Raw genomic sequence first — 25,892 nt, forward strand, 5'->3', positions numbered from 1 at the left:
CTAGATGAGTATGGATATGGTGGTTCGAAGTTTTAATTATAACCTATTCGCCAAGGCGAATAGGTTATTTTTTATAGCATAGGGACTAGGGTTATTTTGAACTCTCAATTTAACTAGTCCTTTGATTAATATTAATAGCACTTCAGTAAAGTACCCTTGTATGTAATGGAGGCATATAATAAAAAATAAGAAAGTAGGTTTGTCGGAAAATCAACAGCAACAACAATAAATGAACAATTTACAAAGTCAAATTGATGACCTTAAAAAAGCACAAGAACAAAATAATTCTTCAACCTCTGATATGGATAAATTGAACCAATTATTAGAGCTAGTGATTAACCGTTAAGATGAAAAAGATGATCAAAAAAATAGCACTAACAACCATAAAAAGCATTAATTGTTCAATCGGATGAGTTGTCATTATGGTAGTTCTAAGTTATAAAACGATCATCTTAATTAAACCCACTCCCTTAATAAATAGGAAGTGGGTTTAATTTGTTAGCATTTTAACTTCGCCAAGCATTGTTCGAGTGGTGTTTTTTATAGTTTCACTGATTTTGCTTTTATATCGCTGCTGTTATGTTGATCTGATTAATTGATTGAATTATTCAATAAAATCTTTAGGTCGTATGATAAACTATTTAAAAAGATAGAAATAACTACCACTAATGGAAGGGGATTTTAAATGCTGTGGGGAAAGATTATTCTGTTCATTGTTGCTATGTTTGTATTGATGTTTATTTTTAATAAAGTCATGGCAAAGTTACTAAAAGTGGATAAGAGAAGTTTGTTTTCCACTAGCCATGTAAATGGCCTACATAAAAAAATTGGGGGAATACTTAGTGTAACGTTCCTCGTTGTATTCATCATTTTTAACATGAGGCAGTTTGAATCTCCTAAATTGGCAAATAGTCCGTGGTACTTTTTAGGTATATTAATGATCTATTTTGTCTTGGATGAATTAGTACGTGCCTTTATGGAATGGAAATATGCAACCAATCGAAAGGATTATATTTATACATTGAGTGAAATGTTATTTATGGTAATTGTTATTTTTGGGGTTGTACAGACAAACTTTTTAGGATTGATCGATTAATTAACGAGGGGGATATGTATGATTCGAGCGGTGTTATTTGATTTGGATGGAACTTTATTAGATCGGGATGAATCAGTAAAGAAATTTATAGTGAATCAATATGAACGATTAAGTAACTTCTTAGGGCATATACCTAGAGAGAAATATATGACTAGATTCATTGAGTTAGATCGTCGTGGATATGTATGGAAAGATAAAGTGTATCAACAATTAGTAGAGGAATTCGATATCGTAGGGATAGATTGGGAGAATTTATTGCAAGATTATATAAGTGAATTTAAGCACCACTGTGTTCCTTTTCCAAATCTCCACAGTATGTTAGAGGAATTGAAAAAGAATGACTTTGTTTTAGGGATGATTACAAATGGATTTGGGCAATTTCAGATGGACAATATAAGGGCTTTAGGTATTGAAAAGTATTTTGATGCAATTTTAGTGTCTGAAACAGAAGGAATTAAAAAACCAGATACTGCAATATTTGAAAGAGCATTAAAAAGGTTGAGAGTAACTGCCGGTGAAAGTGTATTTATTGGAGATCACCCGGAAAATGATGTGATGGCGTCACAGTATGTGGGCATGAAAGGGATTTGGAAAAAGGATGTTCAATGGGATGCGTTTGAGACTGATTTCGTAGTAGATGATTTAGAGGAGCTTCCTACTATGATAAAGAATTTGGGGCGTTTAGTGAGGAGTAAAACATCTTAATACCAGTTCATTCTTAAATCTTCTTTTTTTGGAAAGTATACATCTTGTAAACGTATTATTTTGTGCAAATCGCATCACCGGATGGGAGAGTGAGTTAGTTTGAGCAAGTATGTAAGTTTTCCTTATTTATGGAAAACATATTTATTCATCATTCCGCTTTTCCTTTTATTTACTTGCAGTAATATCGAAAAATATGAGCATGTGGAGGTCCACTTAGTAGAGACAGTGGGGGAAAATACTAGTTCCTATATAACTAATGTAGGACATGGTGATGATTTGAAAGATGTGGTTCAAGAGCCTTCTACAATCCTCATACCTATGGATAAGAAGGATCCTTTTCAGTTGGTCGATATGACGTAGAAGAAAAGAAACTTGTCAAAAATCATATACTTTCTTATACAGATAATTTAACTAAAAAGTGAGATCGCAAAATGGAGAGCTTGAATCGCAAGATACCATGTGCAAATCGCAAGATCCCGCCCCTGAATCGCAAGATAGTCTCTCCAAATCGCAAAAACTAGTCTATAACCTAATAAAAAACGCTGAACTTCTATGTACAGCGTTTTCATGGAGTTAAGCCCGGTGTTCATTATACTTAACTTGTTTAGTAATCTTCCGAGCCTCTAATAGAATATCCCCAGAAACCTCGGTATTGTATGCCTCTACCGTTTCTAAAAGCTGTTCTGTACTACTTGCACCAATGATCATTGAACCCGTTGCTTTCTGCTCTAATACATGATGTAGCGCGAGAGCAGTAATTGGTGTACCCAATGCCTGCAATTGCTCAATCGTTTTCAGCAATTCTTCTTTAGAATAGGCTAAATACTCACCTGTTTTATGTGCCCGATTTAGCCCTTCCGCAGTTAATAACCCTTTTGCTAGCGTACCACGACTAAGTAAGGAAGAGTGATGTTCTTCTAATAATGGAAACCATTCTTCTGGTCTTCGATCTAGTAAACTATATTGCATCATGACCGAAACCGCGTTACTTTTCGTTAAAAAGCGATCGATTACATTAGGGCGAATGGAAGAGATGCCGTATGCTCGTATAAGCCCTTCTTTTTTCAGCGATTCCATCGTATCAATCACTTCATCAGCGTCGTCTTCCATGGTGCCGCCGTGCAATTGGTATACGTCAATATAATCGGTTTGGAGCCGTTTTAATGATTCATGCACAGCCGTTGTGATCCACTTTTTCGAAGGATCCCAGACCCATCCATCTCCAGATTCCTTCATACGATTGCCGACTTTTGTTGCTAAAATGATCTGCTCTCGATAATTTTTCAACGCATTTCCAACGATTTTTTCATTTTCTCCATGATTATATAAATCTGCAGTATCAAAATAATTGATGCCGTGATCGATTGCAACTTGCAAAACTTTCTCCGCATCTTGTTGATCCGCTGGTAGTGACATACAACCAAAACCTATTTCCGAAACAAATAAATCACTTTTCCCTAATTGTCTTTTCTTCAACACGTCTCACGTCCTTTACTCCATGGTACAATGAGGGAAAGGGACTTTCAAATGAAAGGAAATGAAAAAATGAAAAAATTTGAGGAAAAAACAATACAGACAGAAATGAAATTCCAAGGTAGGATCATCACATTACAAGTAGACGAAGTAGAATTACCGAATGGAAAGACCGGCAAAAGAGAAATCGTGAAACACCCAGGAGCAGTTGCCATTATTCCAATTACAGAAGATAAAAAGATTATTTTAGTCGAACAATATCGAAAAGCTTTAGAACGTTCGATTATTGAAATACCAGCTGGCAAAATAGAACCGAACGAAGCTCCAGAATTAACAGCTTTGAGGGAACTAGAAGAAGAAACAGGATATACGACAAATAAGTTGCAATATATTCAATCGTTTGCCACATCTCCAGGTTTCGCAGATGAAATTATTCATCTTTACTTAGCGGAAAATATCGTGAAAGTAGAAGAAAAGGCAGAGTTGGATGAGGATGAGTTTGTCGAATTGATGCATGTTTCTTTGGAAGAAATGGAATCTATGATTACGAGTAAACAAATATATGATGCGAAAACTGCTTTTGCATATCTTTGGGTAAAAAACTACTTAAAATAGACATGATTAAACGTAGTACAAGCATATGATGAAAATAGATAGGGAGGTGTTCCAACTTGAACCAGTCTTATACTATTCTCATTTCACTATGCGTACTCGTTTTTAGCTTTATCGGTGGTTTATATCTCTTTGAAAAAAGTACACCAGAACAGCAGCAATGGATTATTAATCTCCTGGACGCACGTGTTCTATTATTAGAGCAACCTACTTTTCTGGAAACTATTTTCCCGCATATTATGATCGCTGTCGTCTTCTTTTTGTTTTATCAGCATCGTTATTTGCGAAAACTCATTTTAATCATTTGCGCCTTTCGAATTACGTTTTACGGTTTTGGCTCTAGTTACTTGCTTCAAACACAAGAATCTACATTTCCTTATGTCTTTTGGTGGTTCCCGTTTCAACTAATCTATTGTTTACTTCTTCTGGCACTTGCAAACCGGGTCAATTTGTTCTCGCTATCCCTTTATATAATTGTTATTATTATAGAGTTCTTCTTTATACCATTTATATTATTTAATAATTAATTCTTTATAATAATTATTATTAAGTGTATCTCTTGTAATGAGAATTCATTTTTTGGTATAATGAAAGAAGTTTAAGGGGGCGTCATATGGAAAGCCGTATTGATCGTATAAAAAAACAATTATCTGGTGCGGGCTATAAACTGACGCCGCAGCGAGAATCGACGGTTCGTGTTTTGCTTGAAAACGAAGAAGATCATTTAAGTGCGGAAGATGTATTTTTATTAGTGAGAGAGAAATCACCAGATATTGGGCTCGCAACAGTGTATCGAACACTCGAATTATTGAACGAATTGAATGTAGTGGACAAGATTCAATTTGGAGATGGTGTATCCCGCTATGATTTAAGACAAGAAGGGGCAGCTCATTTCCATCACCATCTAGTTTGTATTGAATGTGGTGCAGTAGATGAAATTCAAGAAGATTTACTTGAAGACGTGGAAGCTATCGTTGAAAATAAATGGAACTTTAAAATAAAAGACCATCGTTTAACATTTCACGGAGTGTGTCATCGCTGCCAAGATAAGTAACCAAAAAAAGGATAGCATATGCTATCCTTTTTTTACTTGACTCAGCAAAAATAACTGCTGAGTCAAGTAAAGCCTCCGGCGGATGTCACAGATTTTGATGGGAGTCGAGGAAGGCAGTCTAAGTTCGCGACGTCGTGTCGCAACGACTGTATGACCAACATCCTGTTGGCCTCAAGCGCAATTCAAAATCTGGAAGTATTTACGCCGAGGCGTAAATGATTAGGAGGAACTTTTTTGAAAAACGGATTAATGCATTTAGAAGATTATTTACATTTTTTACGAATTGAACGTCAATTAGCGGATAACACATTAACTTCTTATCAAAAAGATTTAGTCGATTACATAAAATCGGTTTTAGAAACTGGGCAACTCCATACGCTAGATAATGTTGAACGGCAACATATTCTCGTCCATCTTCGAAAACTAAAAGAAGAAGGTAAGTCTGCACGAACAGTTGCAAGACATATTTCATCGATCCGTTCATTTCACCAGTTTTTATTACGTGAAAAAGTGACTAGTACAGATCCTACGATTCATCTAGAGCTACCGCAAATCGATCAAAAGTTGCCCAATTTTTTATCGGTAGAAGAACTTACGAATTTGTTAAATAGTATTGATTTGTCAAAACCTCAAGGTGTTCGCGACCTAGCGATGTTTGAGATTATGTATGCAAGCGGAATGCGTATAAGTGAATGCTTGAATTTAGACTTAGAAGACTTACATTTAACGATGGGGTTTGTCCGTGTATTCGGTAAAGGTGGAAAAGAACGAATCATTCCGCTCGGAGGTGCGGCCATCCGTGCTTGTAAGACCTATTTAGAGGAAGCAAGACCGAAACTTTTGAAACAAGCGGAACGAACGGATGCTATTTTTATTAGTCAACGGGGGAAACGTTTAACAAGGCAAGGTATTTGGAAGCTATTAAATAAGCATGTGATGAATGCGGGCATCCAAAAAGACATTACACCACATGTGCTCAGACATTCGTTTGCTACCCATTTAATCGAAAATGGAGCGGATTTACGAGCAGTGCAAGAAATGCTAGGGCATGCGGATATTTCTACTACCCAAATTTACACGCATGTAAGTAAGAAACGTTTGAAAGAGGTTTATAAAGAGTTTCATCCGAGAGCGTGAATCCTTCCCTGTGTAAGAAATCATTTCGGCGCTAATCAGAAACGTTGTGGAATTGTCTCTGACACAGGGAACTTACCTGACAGTAAGAGATCAAATGTATGTAATATGGGACGAAGAGACTATTGGAAGAAATAGATGGTGTTACAGCTGTAAGTTTTGACACATGGATATTTTCACCATCATCAGAATAACTTAGTTGGCCTATTATTAATTGTTTTTCTATATAACTTGCATAAAAGAACAATATAAATCCAATCATAAATTAATATAGCTACAGAGAGTATCGTAATCAAATATGTTCTAAAGTATAGAAAGAATGCAATAGCAGCTAATAAACTTCCGAGCATTTTAAAAACTGCGATGTATATGGATTGACCGCTCGAGTTACCTCTACTTAATAATAACGAGATAAACAGTCCGGACATCATTAAATTTTGTAAAAAAGCAGCATATTTTCCTTCAAAATCATTAAATTCAAGTGTCATTGCAATAATAATGAGAAAACTTACTACTAGTGTTATGAAAAAAAGATGGGTAGAATAGCTTTACTGAAATATATTTTTTGAATTCCTTGCGACCAAAGATTAAATACTGAATCATCATAATAATGTCCAGTACGAACCATGTGCTTGTAATTATTTTTTGCCGATCATCATTTGGAAAAATAAATAAAAAAATGAATTCCCATGATATATTTGCACAAATTGCTACCATAGGCATTCCGTAATTTTTATCTTGAAATCCACGCTCTATAATGAGTATATATGTAATTATCCAAAACAGACCAGTGCCTAATTGTAAAATGAAAAGAAAATCCTCATGATTATTTATACATATCCTCCATTCTAAATACTTGAGCCAATAATAAAATTTCACCCCATGACACTATATGAGTAGAAATTAATTGTTTATGTCAAAAGTAGTTTATAAAAAATAGCTCAACACCAAAATCTGTACTTGATAAAATGGCAAACATTTCGTCAAGTTCTCATTATGGTGAAGCCCCCTATGACGTGTTCTCTAATTTATGAAACGAGATTTGGTTCTGTTTTTTTATACACTTGAAAAAGTGGGATAATAAATGACGAGGACTATCACTTTATCTTGAAACAATTGAAAAATACATAATAACAAAGTTACATCGTTAATTTATACTTTGTAGAAATCATATTCTTTTTACAGCCAGTCGACGGAATTTTAACTCCGACTGGCTGTTTATTTCGTTTTAATTACAAATATTGTTATAATAAAAGCAAGTTAAATCTATTAAATAAGTCAGAGGTCTGACCTGTACAAAATGAATATTTTTGGTAAACTAGAAGTAAAGACGAGGAGGTAATTAAGATGAACAAATTTAAGCGCATACATGTAATTGTTATGGACTCAGTTGGAATTGGTGAAGCACCTGATGCAGCTGCTTTTGGAGATGTCGGATCTCATACTTTAGGACATATTGCAGAGAAAATGAATGGCCTTCACATGCCGGAAATGCAAAAACTTGGTCTGGGCAATATCGATACGATTCAAGGGATTGAACGAGTAGAAAATCCAACTGCATATTTTGGAAAAATGCAAGAAGCCTCAGTTGGAAAAGATACGATGACTGGTCACTGGGAAATCATGGGTTTAAACATTGATAAACCTTTTAAAGTATATCCAAATGGATTCCCGGAAGAGCTGATCACTGCTTTAGAAGAAAAAATCGGTCGTAAAGTAATTGGTAATAAACCTGCAAGTGGTACAGCGATTTTAGACGAACTTGGCGAAGAGCATATGAAAACAGGGGCAATTATTGTTTATACATCTGCAGATCCTGTATTACAAATTGCAGCTCATGAAGAAATAATTCCGCTTGAAGAGCTTTATCATATTTGTGAAGTGGCAAGAGAGCTAACACTTTCTGAGGAGTTTTTAGTTGGTCGAGTGATTGCACGTCCATTTATCGGACAGCCAGGGAACTTTGCTCGTACGTCCAATCGTCATGACTATGCGTTAAAACCTTTTGGTCGTACAGCGATGAATGAATTACAAGATGCAGGACTTGACGTTCTAGCGATCGGAAAAATTTATGACATTTTTAATGGAGAAGGAATTACTGCTACAGAACGTACAACGGACAATATGGATGGCATGGATAAATTTATTGCAACATTAGATAAAGAGTTTACTGGCATTAGTTTCTTAAACTTAGTGGACTTTGATGCTTCATTTGGTCATCGTCGAGATCCAATCGGATATGGAAAAGCATTAGAAGAATTTGACGCTCGTTTAAAAGAAGTTTTACCAAAGTTAACAGAAGAAGATTTGCTCATTATTACAGCGGATCACGGAAATGACCCTACGATGCCAGGAACTGATCATACGCGTGAGTTTGTGCCGTTAACGGTTTACTCGCCAAAATTGAAAGAAATAAAAGAATTACCACTTCGCACAACTTTTGCGGATATCGGTGCAACAATTACGGAAAACTTTGGTGTTGCTAAAACGGCATTTGGGGAAAGCTTTTTATCTTCTTTAAAATAATCGTTAAGGGCGGGAAAATATATGAACATGCTTGAATTGATTGATAAGAAAAAACGAAACAATTCACTTACTGAAGAAGAAATAAATTACATGATCCAAAAGTATACAAAAGATGAAATTCCAGATTACCAAATGAGTTCCATGCTTATGGCAATTCTTATTAACGGGATGGATGAAAAGGAGACTGCATCGTTAACTAAAGCGATGGTGGAATCCGGCGATGTCATTGATCTGTCCAGTATCGAAGGATTTAAAGTGGATAAGCATAGTACGGGCGGAATCGGCGACAAAGTTAGTTTACTAGTCGCGCCTATTTTAGCGTCTCTTGATATTCCGATTGCAAAAATGAGTGGTAGAGGGCTTGGAATTACAGGCGGTACAGTAGATAAATTAGAATCTATCGATGGTTTTCATGTGGAATTGGAAGCGGATCAATTTATTAAACAAGTAAATGAACATAAAATTGCAATTGTCGGTCAGTCCGGTAATTTAACACCAGCGGATAAAAAATTGTACGCTTTACGAGATGTAACTGGAACTGTTGATAGCATTCCATTAATCGCATCTTCTATTATGAGCAAGAAAATAGCGAGTGGTGCAGATGGAATCGTATTAGACGTTAAATGCGGTAAAGGTGCATTTATGAAAGATTTAGAACATGCATCCGAGTTAGCTGAAACGATGATTCAAATCGGTGAAAGTTTAGGTAGAAAAGTAGCAGTTGTTATTACGGATATGAATCAGCCATTAGGTCACAATATCGGTAATAAGCTAGAAGTAGCAGAAGCTTATGATTTCCTGAGCAATTATAAAGCAAGCGAACAAGGCTTATTAGACGTTACAATTGCGATTTCTTCCAAAATGTATCAACTTGCAACGGATGTGAGTGAGGAAGCTGCGGAGCAAAAAGTATTGGAAACACTTTCAAATGGTGCGGCACTTGCGAAATTGAAAGAATTTATCACCGCTCAAGGTGGAGATGCTTCAGACGTTCATGCGAAAGCGACAAAACATGAGATCGAGGTAAAAGCAGCGAAAGATGGCTTTATTAGCCTGATTGACGCAGAGTTAATCGGAAAAGCATCTCTTTTAGTAGGAGCAGGACGTTTAACGAAGGCAGATGTATTAGATTTCGACGCTGGGGTTAAATTGGTAGCACTTAATGGGCAATCGGTTAAAAAAGGCGATACGTTAGCAGTTTTATATTCAAATAAAGATGCCGTGGATGAGTCTGTTCAATTGATTGAAAAAGCTTATTCAATTTCGGATGCACAACCAGTGAAGAATGAATCGATTTTAAAAATAATGTAGTATTTATGAGGAAAGCAGCCAAACGTCCAAATTTGGCTGCTTTTTCTTGAAGAAAACAGTAATTCTCTATATTTTCGCGAGAAGGCTAGCGAGCGAAAACTCCGTGACCGCAGTGATTTTCGCTGCAGTCGTACGCTTTCCGCCGGGTGAGCGATGAGCCATCCCCGCCGCCCTTAGGCGTACGTTGGGATGTCTCATTAGCCCACTCATCCGGCAGGAGTCGACGCCTGCAGCGAAAATCAATGGAAAATACTAACTTATCAGTGTCCGAAAGTACCAATAATTGGTTGAACGAGACAATATACACTAAGAACGCGACAATGCGACCGCTGAACACGACAAAACCGGTCTGGCAGATGTTAACTAGCAAGTTCAGCGGATTTTAATACATATTGTTCCAATAATATGTCTAAATCATCATAGTTTCACACCAAGTACACCTGCTGTAATAATAATTAGTTGCTCTTACTAGTAATTTAGTTGCTCTCATGCTGATTTTAGTTGCTTTCGTACTGAAATTAGTTGCTTTCAATAGCTTTTTTATTGCCCTTAGCCATTCTTTGGAATTTTTCACGCCGGTGTGAGACCCTGCAAGAGCGTTAGCGACGCAGCGGCTCGTCACTCGCCCGGCGTAAATAAAGCGGCCTCCTTATTGAATTCACTACGACGCAGTATCCCTATAATGCGTCTCCGTATTTGTCGTCTCAATCCAAGTAAACTTGTTATTTAAAGAATTGATTGCTTTCACCGGCAATATGGTTGCTGTCGTGCNACCAGTTTTAGTCTGAAAGCAATCAAATCAGCACGAGAGCAACCAAATTGTCGGTGAGAGCAACCAATTCTTAAAATAACAAGCTTACTTGAAGTGAGACGCCTGTCACTGGGACTCGTTTTTTATGAACGTTGCGCAAATGCCCCATAATGTTGCGCGTTTGAAGGGGAATGTTGCGCATATGCACTTCAATGTTGCGAGTAACTGCTGTTAAGTTGCGCATTTATAAAATGACATTCTTATCCAGGTAAAAATAGAGTAGATACTTTGCCGTAGTGCGCATTATCCCTATTATGTGCGACATCCCATTAATATTTATCATCTACATTTACCGTATTGAGGAAGAGATAATTGCTTCAGCGCTTTTTTTATTTTTTCAACATTTCATGTAAGATAAACGAAATACATTCGTCTAATTATTTGAGGAAGGGGGTATCCCTTGGAGAAAAACTTGATAGAAAAATGGTTTGAGCTATATGAAAGAGATATTACTAGTTTTCTAATATATTATACCGGATCAATGGACGTAGAAGATCTTGTACAAGAAACATTTCTTCGTGCTTGGAGCAAAATAAATAAATATAAAGAGAGCGCTCATCCAAAAACATGGCTCATATCCATCGCTAGAAATATGGTAATCGATCGTTATCGAAGAAATCGAGTGTGGAGCAAAATTAAGCATACGCTATTACAAGAACAGAATTTTTCTATTAATACGGAACAACATATAATTCTAAATCAAGCAAACAGCCATTTATACAATGCTATTAGTAAGCTTCCATCTACGTATAAAGAAGTCATTATTCTTAAAGGGATTTTGGAGATGTCGTCAAAGGAAGTTAGCCGTGTAATGAAAAGTAATGAGAATAGCATAAATGTGATGTATCATCGCTCCTTAAAAAAGCTGAAGACAGTCATGGAAAAGGAGGGATATGAATATGGAGAATTATAAGGAACTGCAAAATCGTTTGAAAAACCTTCCTAAATACTCTCTTGAGAATGAACAAAAAGAGCAACTATTAATTACGTTAAAATCTAAGCAGGATTCACGTAAGAAACCACTCTTTTTAGCACCAATCCTTACAATTGTAGGCATATGCGCGGTTTTATTATTTCTTTTTTTAACAAAAGAGGATTATTACAAACTAAGTGCACCACAAGGAACAGCTTTTACATTACCAGATAGAGATCAAGAAGTGCTTGGAATTGAAGGTAGGGTAGGGATTCTTGTTTTTAATGAACAATTTGTTGCAGAGGACAAGAGGAGAGGATCAAAGCTAATGCTTTACTTCTGGGGAGATGAGCATGCGCTTGTGGACAAAAATTTCCGAGTAGAAGCGGAAAATACAAAAAGAGAAAAAATCGAGTTAACAGAAGGAGTTCTCTCAAGCGGTCTTTATAGTGAGGATGCTCATACATTAGCTCGCTTTATTCCTTTTCCAGAGGAAGGGGTGTGGCAGTTATCGTTTTATGTGGAAGATGTACTTTTCGAAGCATTTACAATTAATGTCTTGCCACCATTCCCTAAAACGGAACACTATGCAATGGTTGACTCTCCAAAGGAAATTTCAATCGGTGAAGCGTATGAAGTGTATTTACAAAGCACACTTGGAGATAAGGAAAAAATTGAAGTGAAGTTGCTCGATAAAAAAGGGAACGTAGTAGAAAACACCATTTTTAAGCAGGACAGTAGCGTGATAGATGGTGGAGGGGGAGGAACACTCTATTATTACACGGGCAAACTTACATGGAAGGACCACGGCACGTGGAAGCTCCTTATCGACGGAGAACAAACGGGACTATTTGAGAATTAGTATGAAAAGGAATGCAAACTCTTGATGAGTGTTTTACGCTCGAGCTTATTAATTAAATAATAATAAAGACGTTCCTTTATAAATGCAAAGGAGCGTCTTTATTTACAAAGTGTATTACACTAATACAACAGAATCTTCGACGGAAGACAATATAACAGATTGTTCAATATAAGTTGCTTTCACCCCGAATTTAGGATGCAATTTTTCTACTTGGCCATCGAGTAATAGCTTTACTGCATAGTAAGGAATATTAATATCTGATAGACAGCTTATATGTAATCCTCCACTCATACGAGGGTTAATTTCTAGTAGTTTAGGAATGCCATTTTTATATTTGACTTGAATATTGAAAACATAAGGAATTTTATATTGTTTAGCCATTTTCTCAGCGATTTCTATAAGTTCTTGTTTGTATTCAATTTCTCGAATACGCCCATTCCCTTTCTTTCTAGGTATAGCAACCAATAATGTACCATCTGCTCCTGCTAGGCAATCAATACTATATTCGTAGCCATCTAGATATTCTAAAACCATTAAATCTGGAAAATGCTCTTGTGTTTGCAATACTTTATAAATAGTTTCAAAAGAGATCTTTTGGGAAGAAGCTGTACTAAATAAGAAAGGAATAGTATCAGAAATATCATCGATAATACGGAACCCACTTGCTCCTTCTCCTACTATTGGTTTAATACATAGTTTCGTATTATCTTTACTTAATTCTTCATAAGCCTGTTTGAAGCCTTCCGCATCGTTTACAATTCGGTAAGAAGGGATATCAACAATAAAATGACCTTCTTTTTCATTATTTTCTAATGAGTGATACATAGCCGCTTTATCATCCATCAGTTCCATTAAATCCCCAATAGGACATACTAAAACTTTCACGCCAATTGCTTCAAACTTGTCTATGTTCTGTGAAATTAAGACATTTTCTTTTCGTGGGACAAATACATGAATATTATTTTTCGTGCAGTACTCCAAACAAAATAGTAGATATTCTTCGCCACAAATATCTGGTTCTAATCCAGATACATCACAATTTTTAAAGTAAACAGTATCTGGATTAGGGTGTGTACCGTAAATAACAAACTCCTGTTGATCTGGATTATGTCGAATCATCTCCATATAATGTGCTACCGTTGAAAACCATCTATTGAACCAAATATTAATTGCCATGATAAATCCCCATTTTCTATGTATTATTTCTAGGATGATCCAAGATTATTATGTTTTATAAAACGCTCCCTCACAAAATTAGAAAAGAGCGTTTTACATAGTAGAAAATTGTAAAGTCCACTCATTGGTTAGCGTTTGCGATATCCAATAGGATTAGTTCTTCCATTCTTTATCTCCATTAGATAGCACTGCGGAACTTACATCCCCACCGTGAATTTGTACGAACATTGTACCTATTGATTGGAGCAGTTTTTGTCCTTCTCCAATATCCATCGAAGGACGAAGAAAAACGACTTGTATGGCATTGGTCGTTTCTTCTGTAACGGCAGTTCTAACCGAATCGACAAATGGACTGCCAAATGCTCCGTCTGTATCTTGCAGAGTAAGTATGTTATGCAATTTGTTTTCTCTACCATTTAACCCTAAATAAGTTGTCTCTTCATTACCAAGAATAGCCGTAATATCTCCTTGTATCTTATCTAAATCATATATTCCCAATGGTATTTCATAACGCATCGAGAAGAAGTTATTTAAATCTACTGCAGAATGCATCGGTGTGATATAATTTTGTTTTGCAATTCGTCGATACATCGCTTCCATAGAAGGACGATAACGGTTTGGATCTGCACCAAATTTTTTCCACAATGCTCTCCATTCTTTTATTCCTTCAAATTCGGATACAGCTTTGTTTTCCATTTCAAAGAAAAGCTGCTCTTGAAATAATTGGAGTCGACCTTTAAGCATTTGAGGCGAAGAAGAAACGACAATTTTGGTATAATGAATAATGCCTAATTTAAATGCAGGTTCGATTTGCAATAAAGAATCATCTAATGTAACAATCATAGCAACCATCCTTACACATATTTTCTTTAGTGTAGCATAAGAAAGGAGAACATTTGTGAATATCAATCAATTTCAACAACAACTTATAGAATACGCAGCCTCCATTGGAATTGATAAAATTGGGTTTACGTCTGCTTCTCCATTTCATGAATTAAAAAATAGATTAATTCGTCAGCAAGAGCTAGGATATGCTTCTGGTTTTGAAGAGCCGGACATTGAAAAAAGGACGCATCCAGAGCTTTTACTTTCAGAAGCAGAAAGTATTATTGCCATCGCTATTGCTTATCCATCTAAGATGAAAAATGCTCCCCAAAGTGTAAAAGGTGCAAGACGTGGTATTTTTGCAAGAGCTTCTTGGGGAACGGATTATCATACTGTATTACGCGAAAAACTGGCCCTTTTAGAGTTATATATATTAACGCATATTCCAAATGCTAGATTGCGTTCCATGGTAGATACAGGTGAGCTTTCTGATCGAGCAGTTTCCGAGCGAGCTGGAATTGGTTGGAGTGCGAAAAACTGTGCAATTATTACACCCGAATTTGGTTCGTATGTATATTTGGGTGAGATGATTACTTCCATTCCTTTTGCACCAAGTGAGCAAATGGAGGATCAATGTGGAGATTGCACACTTTGTTTAGATATTTGTCCTACAGGTGCTTTAATCCAAGGTGGACAGTTAGATGCGCAACGTTGTATTGCCTTTATTACCCAAACAAAAACAATGGTTCCAGATGAATTTCGGGATAAAATAGGGAATCGTATATATGGCTGTGATACTTGCCAAACGATTTGTCCAAAAAATAAAGGAAAAGCGAATTTGCATCAAGAAGCATTTACGCCTGATCCGGAGCTTGTCAAGCCATTGCTTCTACCTTTATTGAAGATGACAAATAGAACGTTTAAAGAAACATACGGGCATATGTCTGGTGCCTGGAGAGGGAAAAATCCGATTCAGCGAAATGCCATTATAGCGCTTGCGCATTTCAGAGAAGCATCGGCAGTTCCAACCTTGATCGAGCTTATGGAAAATGATGCCCGTCTAGTCATAAGAGGAACAGCAGCTTGGGCAATCGGAAAGATAAACACCGATGAAGGACTAGCTGCTTTAAAGAAAGCGGAGCAAAACGAAGAAGCAGATGAAGTATTAGAAGAAATACGCAAAGGACTTCAATTTTATATTTTAGAGAATTAGGAAGTGGAAATGTTGAGTATTAATATCGTATTATATCAACCAGAAATCCCAGCAAATACGGGGAATATTGCTAGAACATGCGCAGGAACAGGGGTAAAATTACATTTAATCCGACCACTTGGTTTTTCTACGGATGACAAAATGTTAAAACGAGCAGGGTTAGACTACTGGGAGCATGTAGACATTACGTATTACGATGGGTTAGATGAATTTTTTGCGGCACACCCAGAAGCTGAATATTATTTAATTACGAAGTTTGGGGCAAAACCACATACTACTTATGACTTTAGTGATGTGGAGAAGGATCATTTCTTTATTTTTGGACGTGAAACGAAAGGATTGCCTCGCGAACTGATTGATGCTCATCCGGACCGCGCGTTAAGAATCCCAATGAATGATAATATTCGTTCACTAAATTTATCAAATACGGCTGCAATATTAATATACGAAGCTTTACGACAACAAAATTACCCTAATCTACATTAAAAAAACGGACGATGCCATGGTAGGCTCGTCCGTTTTAATATACTTTATTATCTTTTAGATGCACCTGGTTTGTCATCGTATCCTGCAGTGAAGATGGCAGTTAGGAATGCTACACAAACGCCAAGAACAAGGATTAATCTCATATTAAGCGCCTCCTCCTGTTTATTCTGTACTAAGTATACATTACTTTAAGCTAAAAAGAAATATTGGTAAAATCGAAATTATGACGAAACTCGTTCATCTCAAGGTTGCATCCACTGCATAATTCTACTAGGATATAGAAAAGGAGTGATTTTTTAAATGAGTAATTTGAAAAATGGTCCAGAAAACGGTTCAATGGCTACGAATATGGAAGAAGTAAAGCAACTAGGAAAACAGATGGAGAAGCTACGAGATGATAATGAGCTTGAAAAAGACCATCGCGTATCCGATCCAGCACAATCTGACGACACTTCTTCTATGAAGCAAAGGAAAAACGACTGATCTTCTCAGTCGTTTTCTTTGAAAGAAAGGACGAGGGAAATGGAATTACATAAGGGCTCAACAAAACATTTAGTAAATGGCGTAGAGATGCCGCGTATTGGTTTAGGGGTTTACAAAATGACAGAATCTGATATTGCGCTACAAGCAATATCAACTGCATTAGATAATGGCTATCGTCACATTGACACAGCTTCACTTTATGCAAACGAAAAAGAAGTAGGAAAAGCTATTCGTACTTCTAAACTTGCTAGAGAAGATATTTTCATTACAACAAAGGTATGGAACATAGATCAAGGATATGATCAAACATTAAAAGCTTTTGAAAAATCATTAGAGTTACTTGGATTAGAATATGTAGATTTGTATTTAACCCATTGGCCTGTAAAAGAAACATTTGTTGACACTTACCGTGCAATCGAGCGTTTATACGAAGAAAAACTTATTCGTGCAACGGGTGTTTCTAATCACCACCAACATCATCTAGAAGCAATTGCAGCAAAAGCAAACGTACAACCAATGGTCAACCAGATTGAATGTCATCCAAGACTAACTCAAGTGGATTTGCGGGCATATTGTGCTGAAAAAGGGATTGCGGTTACTTCATGGTCACCATTAGCTAGAGGCGGGCTACTCGAGGAATCGACTTTACAGGGAATCGGTAACAAATACGGTAAATCACCAGCACAGACAATTATTCGTTGGCATTTACAACATGATTTAATCGTCATTCCAAAATCAGTAACACCTACTAGAATAGTAGACAACTTTGATGTATTTGATTTTGAATTATCAGCTGAAGATATGAAGCATATCGATGCACTAAATTTAGATGAACGAACTGGTATGGATCCAGACACATTCTAAGTCCGACATGACAAACATAAAAAACGAGCTACTCACAAGTCAAAATCATAACTAGTGAGTAGCTGGTTTTATACTATCTTTTATCTTCCACAATAATCATTTCCCCTGTAATCGGGTGCATAAACTGCACTTTAAACGCATGCAGTTCATACGTTTTAGTAGCTGTTTTTTTCGCCCCGTATAAATCATCGCCAACAATCGGATGACCTAAATGGGCTAAATGTACACGTATTTGATGTGTACGACCCGTTTCTAAAATAGCGTGAACCTTTGTATATTCCGGATGTCTACCTACTACTTCATAATGTGTTATCGCTTGTTGACCAGATGGGGAAACTCTTTTTCTCGTTGGGTGGTGACGATCATTCCCAATTGCTGCGCGTATTGTACCATGCTGATTTTTTACTTGTCCTTCTACAATTGCTTCGTATGTGCGAATAATTGTTTTATTTTCAAGCATACGATCGAGCATCCCTTTTACAATAGGGTTTTTCGCAACTACGACTAATCCTTTCGTGCCTTCGTCAATACGATGGACATGTTCCCCATAAGCTTGCTCTTTACTTGATAAATAATGGGTTACCGTATTCATGAACGTATGATTTTGACCGACTTCGTTTGGATGTGTAGCAACGCCACGAGGTTTGGAAGCTATTATTAAGTACTCATCTTCATATGCTACATATAAGGGAATCTGATCGGAAGGGAGATAATTAGATGACTCTCCTTCCCATGTAAAAACTAATACATCGCCTTTTTTGTTTGGTAATTTCCATTGTAATAGTTCACCACTAGTATCACTTACTGCTTTTTGCATACGTAAATCATGGATCAGCTTTTTACCAAGCTTCCATTTGTCTTGTAAAATTGTTTCAATCGTTAGACCATCTTCTGGCACTGTATACGTTAATGTATGTAACATCCTTCATTCTCCTTTAAAAAAGGCCATGTCTATAGGACACGACCTTTCTAATTATTTTAATACGACTTGATCAAAGAACGCTTGAATATTTTCATTTGGTTGTGCACCAACCATTCTATTTACTTCTTTTCCATCTTTAAAATAAATTGTTGTCGGTGTAGCTTCGATTAAATAGTCATCCCAACCTTGTTCATATTCCAGTACATTATATTTTACGATATCTATACTATTCTCCTCTGCAAGTGGTGTTAGTCTGGGTGTCATTTCTTGGCAGTGCACACATTCAGGACTAAAGAAATAGGCAGTGACAGGCTCTCCGCTATCAATTTTCTTTTTTAAATCATCTGGAATAATAATGTTTTGATAGTTAGGATCTTTTAATAAATCGATCGTAGACTGTCTTAAGTTTTCTTTATCATAAGGGTTGTCCGTTAATGCTTGCTTGTTTTTTTGTCCATTTAATACGAAGATTAATACGAAAACAAGTACAATAATTCCGCCGAATATGGCTAATTTCTTCATAATTATTTTTCCTCCTTCATACTTCTCAAAATCATGACACTGCTAATAGCGATAAAAATAAATGCTATAAGTGCTAAAAATGGAATCGTTATAAATCCTAGATAATTGATATACTCTCCAGTACAAGGTACTCTACCGCAAGCTGGAGCAGAATCTTGCATAAAGTCTAATTTTTGAATGCTATAATGGTATGCAGATATGCATCCTCCAATAATAGAGAAAGCAAGAGAAGTAACCGCGATTTTTGGATTTTTTTGGACGTACGCAATTCCTACTATCAATACGAGTGGATACATAAGTATACGTTGATACCAGCATAATTCACAAGGTTCGTATTGTTTTATTTCAGAAAAATATAAAGAACCAAGTGTTGCGGTAAAAGCCACTACCCATATAAATAGCATCGAATTTTCAACTTTTTTTGTCATAGGCTTCTCCTTTGAACTCATTAAACTCCATTCAAAGTATACGGGTTCTTTGAAAACATGTAAAATATTTTAACTGGCAGGAAAAGAGTTATATAATAGAACTTAGTGAAAAGTTGAGGAGTGGATATTATGTCGGAAGAATTTGATTTATCTCAATTTGAAAAAAGTATGGTTATAAGACAAACGACTTTCTCTGATATAGAATCTATTTTAGAAATACAGCGACTTTGTTTTCCGGGAATGGATCCTTGGGAAGTAGCGCATTTACGCAGTCATTTAACGATATTTCCAGAAGGTCAATTAGTTGCAGAACTTAACGGGAAAGTAATCGGCTCTTGTTCTAGTTTAATCATTAACTTTGATGAATATGATGACCGCCATTCTTGGTCCGACGTAACGGACTCGGGTTATATTACGAATCATAATCCAGATGGGTATAATTTATATGGAATCGAAGTAATGGTACATCCTGAATATAGAAGAATGAAAGTAGGTCAACGGCTATACGAAGGAAGAAAAGATATTGCAAGACAGTTTAATTTAAAATCGATTATTATCGGTGGTCGTATTCCAAATTATCATAAACATTCAAACGAAATGCCACCGAGAGAATATGTAACAGCTGTTTCACGCCATAAAATATATGATCCTGTATTAACCTTCCAGTTGATGAACGGGTTCACATTAATGCGTATTAACCCAAACTACTTACCGGACGATAAAGCTTCCGTAAAATATGCTACGTTAATGGAATGGAATAATGTAGACTATATTCCATTATCGAAACGCCATTTTAAAACGAGCTATCCAGTTCGCATTTGTGCGGTGCAATATATGATGCGTAAGATTAATTCCTTCGAGGAATTTGCTCATCAATGTGAGTATTTTGTAGATGTCGCATCCGATGCACAATCAGATTTTGTCGTATTTCCAGAAATTTTTACGACACAACTTATGTCTTTCTTAGATGAGCCTTCTCCAAGCCAAGCAGTCCGCAAACTAACGGAATACACACCGCAGTATATGGAGTTATTTGCAGATTTAGCAGTACGATACAATATTAATATTATTGCTGGTTCCCATTTTGTAGAAGAAGAGAATGAAGAAATATATAATATTGCGTATTTGTTTCATCGCGATGGTGGAATTGATAAACAATATAAAATTCATATAACACCGAACGAACGTAAATGGTGGGGCATAAGTGCAGGCGATACCGTACAAGTATTTGATACGGACTGCGGTAAAATTGCGATACAAATTTGTTATGATATTGAATTCCCAGAGCTTGCAAGAATTGCGACAGATATGGGTGCCAATATTATTTTCTCTCCATTTTGTACAGAGGATCGACAAGGGTACTTACGAGTTCGCTATTGCGCACAAGCACGCGCAGTGGAAAATCAAATTTATACGGTAATTTCAGGTACTGTTGGAAACTTACCACAAACCGAAAATATGGATATCCAGTATGCTCAATCCGCTATTTTCGCTCCATCTGATTTTGAATTTGCAAGAGACGGAATTGTGGGAGAAACAGAACCGAATGTCGAAATGGTTTTAATAGGTGATGTCGATTTAGAAATTTTAAGACGCCAACGACAAGACGGAACGGTTAAGCATTTAAAAGATCGCCGCCATGACGTCTATGGAATAGATTACAAAAAATAAGGAATGGGAGTTTCACGAATGTCTTATAAACAATTGTTTGAGCAATGGAATAACTTTTCGGATTTAGAGCCTGTTTGGCAGGAAAATCTTCAGTTTTTAGCTAGGGATGAAAAACAGATGGAAGATGCATTTTACCGGGACTTAGAATTTGGTACAGGAGGAATGCGAGGAGAAATAGGAGCTGGTACGAATCGTATGAATACATATACGATTCGTAAAGCTACTACTGGACTAGCATCATATATAAAAGCTGCTGGCCCAGACGCTATAAGTCGCGGAGTAGTCATTGCTTATGATAGTCGCAGGTTTTCCCCTGAATTTGCACAAGAAGCTGCAAATACACTTGCTTCTAATGGGATTAAAGCGTATTTGTATCGCGAACCTAGAACAACCCCACAACTTTCGTATTCTGTCCGAAAGTTAGAAGCTTATATGGGAATTGTCATTACAGCTAGTCATAATCCACCCGAATATAATGGCTACAAAGTATACGGAGAAGATGGTGCTCAATTAAATCTAGCAGATGCGGATGCGGTAATTCGCTACGTAAACGAAGCTGGAGATGCGCTTCAAATTAAACAGAACGATTTTAACGAAAATTTAATCATCCAGTTAGACGAAGAAATGGATAAAGCATATTTAGATGAATTGAAAACCGTACAAGAAAATCCGGAATTAGCTTCCAAAACAAATTTAAAAGTAGTATTTACTCCACTTCACGGAGCGTCTGGTAAAACAGTGAAACGGATCTTAAGTGAAGTGGGATACGAGCATATCCATTATGTAGAGGAGCAAATGGAACCAAATGGTGAGTTTCCTACGGTAAAATCGCCAAATCCTGAAGAACAGAGCTCTTTTGAATACGCTATTCGTTACGGGAAAGAATATGATGCAGACATTTTAGTTGCAGCAGATCCAGATGGAGACCGAGTTGGACTAGCAGTGAAAACAGCAGAAGGATACAAACTGTTAACTGGCAATCAAACCGGTGCTATTTTAATCGAGTATTTATTGACACAGCGCAAAGAAAAAGGGACTATGCCTGCGAACGGTCGTGTGTTTAAAACGATTGTGACATCTGATTTAGGACGAGTGATTGCAGAGTATTACGGGGCAAGTACGGAAGATGTGTTGACTGGGTTTAAATTTATCGGTGAAAAGATTAAACAATATGAAGAAACGAAAGAATACGAGTTTTTGTTTGGCTATGAAGAGAGCTATGGTTATTTAGTCAAAAGCTTTGCACGAGATAAAGACGCGATACAAAGTGTGTTAGCGATCGTAGAGGCCGCGGCTTTCTATAAAGAAAAAGGCATGACACTTGTCGATGTTTTATATGCATTATATGAGCGACATGGATATTATATAGAAGGTCTTGTATCTGTTACGAAAAAAGGGGTAAGTGGCGCGAATGCGATTCAAAACTTACTGGAACAAGTTCGTATCAACCAGTTATCAGAAGTGGCTGGAGTAGCGGTACTATCGCAGGAAGATTATTTATCTTCTCTCCGAACATTTACGGATGGTCGTAAGGAAGAGCAGATTTTATTGCCGAAATCGAATGTACTAAAATACTTCCTAGCAGATGGCTCATGGGTTTGTGTTCGACCAAGTGGAACAGAACCTAAAATAAAGTATTACTTCGGAGTTACAAGCGGATCAGAAGCAGAAAGTATGACAAAACTAGAAATACTAAAAGAAGCATTCTCAGCAGAAATGAATAAATATTTAGAGGAATAGCGAAGAGCTCCAGCGATAATGGAAACCGATACCCTTTATTATTCGAAATAATCGTAATTGGATTAAGTGGAAAAATCCTGTTGATACGCTTATAATTAGTTAGAGGTATAGAAAGGGGACATTTCCATGAAGCAAATTCAATTGAATTCTCCTGAGTTTAATCGTGTATTAAAAAATATGCAACTCGAAAATTTATATTTAAGTCATTCGCTCCAACAAAAGGCTATTGAAATCGTCAATTCCGGTAAGAAAGTAACGCCGACTTTGATTAAGGAAGCCTTAGCAAATGGCGAAGTACGATGATTTTGAAAATGATAACTATTTATTAAATACAAATCTTTTGGATATAACCGATTTTGATGAGCTCCAGCAAGCGGAAGCTTTTACTTTTTCCATTCGTGCAGCTCAAATTGAACAAGGTGTTTACAAAATAACTGCTTTTTCAAAAGAGGATTTTATCGATCTTCATTATCAACTTTTTCAGGACATTTACCCATTTGCTGGTCAATTTCGAAAAGTGCAACTGATGAAGGGTACTACTCGATTTTGCCAAGTGCAGTTTTTAGATGCGTATGCTTCTGATCTATTCTATCGATTACAAAACGAACCTGTCTGGGAATCCCTAGAAGTTGCTGCAAAAAGATTGGCTTATTTCAAGTCTGAGCTAAACATGCTACATCCATTTCGTGAAGGGAACGGACGCACCATTCGTATTTTTCTTCAAGAATATACAAAAACGAAAGGGTTCCTATGGAAATATGACAAAATAGGTCGCAATGAATATATGCAAGCAATGATTTGTTCTGTGACGAGTGAAGACTTACTTGAGAATCTATTCCTAGACACTTTAATACGTGTTCATTAATATATCCAACTTAAAAACCAGCCCTTCGATTTGCAAAGGGGCTGGTTTTTACGTGGTTTTGATACAGGGAATGAATTTTTTTCAGTCAAAAGTATGAATGTATGTTAATACTGTGATGTACGATTAAATGATATGATGGAAAGTAATCGTACTAGAGTTGAAGGAGTTTTTTTAGTGCAAGCAGAAGAACGCTCAAATATTGAATTATTAAAAGAAATTGCAGAATTTCTAAACGAAGAAACAGAAATGGAACAAATGTTGAAAGGGGCCCTTCGAAAATTATTAGAAGGCACGCTATTTGAGACCGGTTGGATATTTTTTATTAATGAAAAAGGAAAGCAAGAACTAATTGCACATGAAAATTTACCGAAAGCATTACAACAAAATGACTGTAGACATTTGCAAAAAGGTGGTTGTTGGTGTGTTTCAAGATTTCAAAATGGCGAATTAGAAAAAGCTTCTAATATTATTGAGTGTAAAAGAATTGTCCATTCTCGAAAGACAAGCAGTAAAGACTATGATGGTATTACACATCATGCAACAGTTCCATTACAATCAGGGCAAGAACGATTTGGCCTATTGAATGTAGCGACACCAAATACGATTCGTTTTTCAGAAGGAGAACTTGCATTACTAGAGTCCGTAGCTTTTCAAATTGGCTCAGCAATAAAGCGAATCGTGTTAACGAAACAAGAGCAGCAAGTAGCACTTGTACAAGAAAGAAATAGGCTCGCACGTGATCTACATGATTCGGTCAATCAATTGCTATTTTCGGTCACATTAACTGCCCGCGGCGGGATAGAAATGACGGAGCAGCAAGAAATAAAAGATACATTCAAAGAAATCCAATATTTAACCCAAGAAGCATTAACCGAAATGCGAGCGCTCATATGGCAGCTTCGTCCGAAAGGCTTAGAGAATGGAATAATAGAAGGGCTAAAAGGATATGCAGATATACTAGGATTAGCACTGAGTGTAAATGTAAAAGGAGTCATTAACTTGCCTGCAAGAATTGAAGAGACATTGTTCCGAATCGCTCAAGAAGCAATGAATAATGTACGCAAGCATTCAGGCGTCCTACAAGTAGAGCTATATTTAACGATTACTCCTACAGATGTCTTGTTAGTAGTAAAAGATGAAGGACGAGGATTCCATATGAACGAATTGAACAGCCTTCGGTCATTAGGCTTGCAGAGTATGAGAGACAGAGCACATGCAGTTAGTGGAACAGTAGACTGGGTAACGGAATGGAATAAAGGGACAGAAATATTAGTCCGTTTACCGTATTAGGGGGGATAGGAATGATACGTGTTTTAATCGCTGATGACCATCATGTAGTGAGAAGGGGCTTAATGTTCTTTTTAAAAACACAAAAAGATATGGATATTGTCGGGGAAGCAACAAATGGGAAAGAAGCAGTAGAAATGACTACTTCTTTACAACCAGATGTTGTGTTAATGGATTTAGTCATGCCAGAAATGGATGGCATCCAAGCGACAAAACGGATAAAAGCAACATATCCAGAAATTCAAATATTAATGCTAACAAGTTTTTCCGATCGTGACCATGTTATCCCCGCATTAAATGCGGGAGCAGCGGGATATCAGTTAAAAGATATTGAACCGGATGATTTGGCAGAAGCCATTCGTGCATTAATGCGGGGAGAAAATACATTACATCCAGAAGCAACTTCCCAGCTACAAAAAGCACATGAAGTAAGAACGCTCTCCGCTCATGAAGAGCATCCATTAACACCTAGAGAACAAGATGTTTTAGCGGAGCTAACAAAAGGAAAAAGCAATCGTGAAATTGCGTCCTCTTTATTTGTAACGGAAAAAACAGTGAAAACGCATATATCAAATATATTTGCTAAGCTAAAAGTGCAAGACCGAACACAGGCTGCACTATATGCGGTAAAACATGGTCTTACTGAGCCAAGTGGACAATAAAGTGTAAAGGAAGTATGCAAAAATTTTGCGTACTTCCTTTATTATTGCCTAGGAAATTATAAAATTCTATACAAGGGGATAGTGATTTACATGTAACAGAAGTAAGTTAAGTCATTTTTTAATTGAATGCAGTATAGGGATACTGCGTGGTAGTGCGTCGACTAGTGACCGCTAGGATTTTCGCTGCAGTCGTACGCTTTCCACCGGGTAAGCGATGAGCCTTCACAACGTCCGCCCTAAGCGGCGGTGAA

General features: G+C 36.8%; 28 protein-coding genes. 21 read left to right on the forward strand and 7 right to left on the reverse strand.

Annotated features, from left to right (window positions below; genetic code table 11):
* The first annotated feature begins 685 nt into the window (after positions 1 to 685).
* The 3 genes from FG383_RS14630 (at position 686) to FG383_RS14640 (ending at position 2,161) form a co-directional block, all read left to right on the forward strand.
* Entirely contained in the window at positions 686 to 1,096 is a 411-nt protein-coding gene (locus tag FG383_RS14630) for a DUF4181 domain-containing protein (RefSeq protein ID WP_142608135.1), read from the forward strand.
* A gap of 18 nt (positions 1,097 to 1,114) precedes the next feature.
* A complete protein-coding gene (locus tag FG383_RS14635; RefSeq protein WP_142608136.1) occupies positions 1,115 to 1,801 on the forward strand; it encodes an HAD family hydrolase in 687 nt (228 codons plus the stop codon).
* Positions 1,802 to 1,900: 99 nt separating this feature from the next.
* On the forward strand, positions 1,901 to 2,161 hold the full coding sequence (locus FG383_RS14640) for a hypothetical protein (protein WP_142608137.1): 261 nt from the start codon (positions 1,901 to 1,903) through the stop codon (positions 2,159 to 2,161).
* 213 nt (positions 2,162 to 2,374) lie between these two features.
* Here FG383_RS14640 and FG383_RS14645 read toward each other — a convergent pair whose 3' ends face one another.
* On the reverse strand, positions 2,375 to 3,277 hold the full coding sequence (locus FG383_RS14645) for an aldo/keto reductase (protein WP_142608138.1): 903 nt from the start codon (positions 3,275 to 3,277) through the stop codon (positions 2,375 to 2,377).
* Positions 3,278 to 3,346: 69 nt separating this feature from the next.
* On the opposite strand from FG383_RS14645, the gene FG383_RS14650 reads away from it, so the two are divergent.
* The 4 genes from FG383_RS14650 (at position 3,347) to xerD (ending at position 6,077) form a co-directional block, all read left to right on the forward strand.
* Entirely contained in the window at positions 3,347 to 3,889 is a 543-nt protein-coding gene (locus FG383_RS14650; protein WP_142608139.1) for an NUDIX hydrolase, read from the forward strand.
* Positions 3,890 to 3,945: 56 nt separating this feature from the next.
* Positions 3,946 to 4,413 (forward strand): hypothetical protein, encoded by a 468-nt coding sequence (locus FG383_RS14655; protein ID WP_142608140.1) that lies wholly within the window; start codon positions 3,946 to 3,948, stop codon positions 4,411 to 4,413.
* A gap of 86 nt (positions 4,414 to 4,499) precedes the next feature.
* The gene (gene fur, locus FG383_RS14660) at positions 4,500 to 4,940 is read left to right on the forward strand and encodes a ferric iron uptake transcriptional regulator (protein ID WP_142537257.1); all 441 of its coding nucleotides are present in this window, start codon (positions 4,500 to 4,502) and stop codon (positions 4,938 to 4,940) included.
* Between the two features lie 249 nt (positions 4,941 to 5,189).
* Positions 5,190 to 6,077, forward strand: coding sequence for a site-specific tyrosine recombinase XerD (gene xerD, locus FG383_RS14665; protein ID WP_142608158.1), 888 nt, complete (start codon positions 5,190 to 5,192; stop codon positions 6,075 to 6,077).
* 474 nt (positions 6,078 to 6,551) lie between these two features.
* Here xerD and FG383_RS21725 read toward each other — a convergent pair whose 3' ends face one another.
* Positions 6,552 to 6,953, reverse strand: coding sequence for a transmembrane-type terpene cyclase (locus tag FG383_RS21725; protein ID WP_484287944.1), 402 nt, complete (start codon positions 6,951 to 6,953; stop codon positions 6,552 to 6,554).
* A gap of 468 nt (positions 6,954 to 7,421) precedes the next feature.
* Between FG383_RS21725 and deoB the strand changes: the two genes are divergently transcribed.
* The 4 genes from deoB to FG383_RS14690 all read left to right on the forward strand — a co-directional run bounded on the left by deoB (position 7,422) and on the right by FG383_RS14690 (position 12,497).
* The gene (deoB, locus tag FG383_RS14675; protein ID WP_142608141.1) at positions 7,422 to 8,600 is read left to right on the forward strand and encodes a phosphopentomutase; all 1,179 of its coding nucleotides are present in this window, start codon (positions 7,422 to 7,424) and stop codon (positions 8,598 to 8,600) included.
* Positions 8,601 to 8,621: 21 nt separating this feature from the next.
* Entirely contained in the window at positions 8,622 to 9,911 is a 1,290-nt protein-coding gene (locus tag FG383_RS14680) for a thymidine phosphorylase (RefSeq protein ID WP_142608142.1), read from the forward strand.
* A 1,211-nt stretch (positions 9,912 to 11,122) separates the two neighbouring features.
* A complete protein-coding gene (locus FG383_RS14685) occupies positions 11,123 to 11,635 on the forward strand; it encodes an RNA polymerase sigma factor (RefSeq protein ID WP_142608143.1) in 513 nt (170 codons plus the stop codon).
* Positions 11,622 to 12,497 (forward strand): hypothetical protein, encoded by an 876-nt coding sequence (locus tag FG383_RS14690; RefSeq protein WP_142608144.1) that lies wholly within the window; start codon positions 11,622 to 11,624, stop codon positions 12,495 to 12,497. Before FG383_RS14685 ends, FG383_RS14690 begins: the two co-directional genes overlap by 14 nt.
* A 114-nt stretch (positions 12,498 to 12,611) precedes the next feature.
* Here the strand turns inward: FG383_RS14690 and FG383_RS14695 are convergent, their stop codons facing one another.
* Both FG383_RS14695 and FG383_RS14700 read right to left on the reverse strand, forming a co-directional pair.
* Positions 12,612 to 13,673: an ATP-grasp domain-containing protein gene (locus tag FG383_RS14695; RefSeq protein WP_142608145.1), complete on the reverse strand. Its 1,062-nt coding sequence runs from the start codon at positions 13,671 to 13,673 to the stop codon at positions 12,612 to 12,614.
* Positions 13,674 to 13,826: 153 nt separating this feature from the next.
* Positions 13,827 to 14,516, reverse strand: a complete 690-nt coding sequence (locus FG383_RS14700; protein ID WP_142608146.1) for a B3/B4 domain-containing protein — start codon at positions 14,514 to 14,516, stop codon at positions 13,827 to 13,829.
* Between the two features lie 55 nt (positions 14,517 to 14,571).
* Here FG383_RS14700 and queG point away from each other — a divergent pair, with 55 nt between their 5' ends.
* From queG to FG383_RS14720, 4 genes are all read left to right on the forward strand, one after another.
* Positions 14,572 to 15,711 (forward strand): tRNA epoxyqueuosine(34) reductase QueG, encoded by a 1,140-nt coding sequence (gene queG, locus FG383_RS14705; RefSeq protein ID WP_142608147.1) that lies wholly within the window; start codon positions 14,572 to 14,574, stop codon positions 15,709 to 15,711.
* 9 nt (positions 15,712 to 15,720) lie between these two features.
* Positions 15,721 to 16,197 carry a tRNA (uridine(34)/cytosine(34)/5-carboxymethylaminomethyluridine(34)-2'-O)-methyltransferase TrmL gene (gene trmL, locus FG383_RS14710; protein WP_185907961.1) on the forward strand — a complete coding sequence of 159 codons (477 nt, stop codon included), beginning with the start codon at positions 15,721 to 15,723 and terminating at the stop codon, positions 16,195 to 16,197.
* A gap of 300 nt (positions 16,198 to 16,497) precedes the next feature.
* Positions 16,498 to 16,680: a hypothetical protein gene (locus FG383_RS14715; RefSeq protein WP_093270605.1), complete on the forward strand. Its 183-nt coding sequence runs from the start codon at positions 16,498 to 16,500 to the stop codon at positions 16,678 to 16,680.
* Between the two features lie 39 nt (positions 16,681 to 16,719).
* On the forward strand, positions 16,720 to 17,544 hold the full coding sequence (locus tag FG383_RS14720) for an aldo/keto reductase (RefSeq protein ID WP_142608148.1): 825 nt from the start codon (positions 16,720 to 16,722) through the stop codon (positions 17,542 to 17,544).
* A gap of 73 nt (positions 17,545 to 17,617) precedes the next feature.
* On the opposite strand, the gene FG383_RS14725 is transcribed toward FG383_RS14720, so the two are convergent.
* From FG383_RS14725 to FG383_RS14735, 3 genes are read right to left on the reverse strand one after another with little or no spacing between them, the layout of a single operon-like run.
* A complete protein-coding gene (locus tag FG383_RS14725) occupies positions 17,618 to 18,466 on the reverse strand; it encodes an RluA family pseudouridine synthase (protein WP_142608149.1) in 849 nt (282 codons plus the stop codon).
* A gap of 51 nt (positions 18,467 to 18,517) precedes the next feature.
* A complete protein-coding gene (locus tag FG383_RS14730) occupies positions 18,518 to 18,988 on the reverse strand; it encodes a thioredoxin family protein (protein WP_142608150.1) in 471 nt (156 codons plus the stop codon).
* Between the two features lie 2 nt (positions 18,989 to 18,990).
* Positions 18,991 to 19,416 (reverse strand): disulfide oxidoreductase, encoded by a 426-nt coding sequence (locus tag FG383_RS14735; RefSeq protein WP_142608151.1) that lies wholly within the window; start codon positions 19,414 to 19,416, stop codon positions 18,991 to 18,993.
* Between the two features lie 129 nt (positions 19,417 to 19,545).
* Between FG383_RS14735 and FG383_RS14740 the strand changes: the two genes are divergently transcribed.
* The 6 genes from FG383_RS14740 (at position 19,546) to FG383_RS14765 (ending at position 25,641) form a co-directional block, all read left to right on the forward strand.
* Positions 19,546 to 21,087, forward strand: coding sequence for a carbon-nitrogen hydrolase family protein (locus FG383_RS14740; RefSeq protein ID WP_142608152.1), 1,542 nt, complete (start codon positions 19,546 to 19,548; stop codon positions 21,085 to 21,087).
* Positions 21,088 to 21,105: 18 nt separating this feature from the next.
* The gene (locus tag FG383_RS14745; RefSeq protein ID WP_142608153.1) at positions 21,106 to 22,827 is read left to right on the forward strand and encodes a phospho-sugar mutase; all 1,722 of its coding nucleotides are present in this window, start codon (positions 21,106 to 21,108) and stop codon (positions 22,825 to 22,827) included.
* A gap of 126 nt (positions 22,828 to 22,953) precedes the next feature.
* Positions 22,954 to 23,130, forward strand: a complete 177-nt coding sequence (locus FG383_RS14750) for a Zn-dependent hydrolase (protein WP_142608154.1) — start codon at positions 22,954 to 22,956, stop codon at positions 23,128 to 23,130.
* Entirely contained in the window at positions 23,114 to 23,692 is a 579-nt protein-coding gene (locus tag FG383_RS14755; protein WP_142608155.1) for a Fic/DOC family protein, read from the forward strand. The genes FG383_RS14750 and FG383_RS14755 overlap by 17 nt, the downstream gene beginning before the upstream one ends.
* Before the next feature lie 135 nt (positions 23,693 to 23,827).
* Entirely contained in the window at positions 23,828 to 24,982 is a 1,155-nt protein-coding gene (locus FG383_RS14760) for a GAF domain-containing sensor histidine kinase (protein ID WP_142608160.1), read from the forward strand.
* An 11-nt stretch (positions 24,983 to 24,993) separates the two neighbouring features.
* On the forward strand, positions 24,994 to 25,641 hold the full coding sequence (locus FG383_RS14765; RefSeq protein ID WP_142608156.1) for a response regulator: 648 nt from the start codon (positions 24,994 to 24,996) through the stop codon (positions 25,639 to 25,641).
* The last annotated feature ends 251 nt before the right edge of the window (positions 25,642 to 25,892 follow it).

The organism is Psychrobacillus soli (genome assembly GCF_006861775.1).
GTDB classification, from domain to species: domain Bacteria; phylum Bacillota; class Bacilli; order Bacillales_A; family Planococcaceae; genus Psychrobacillus; species Psychrobacillus soli.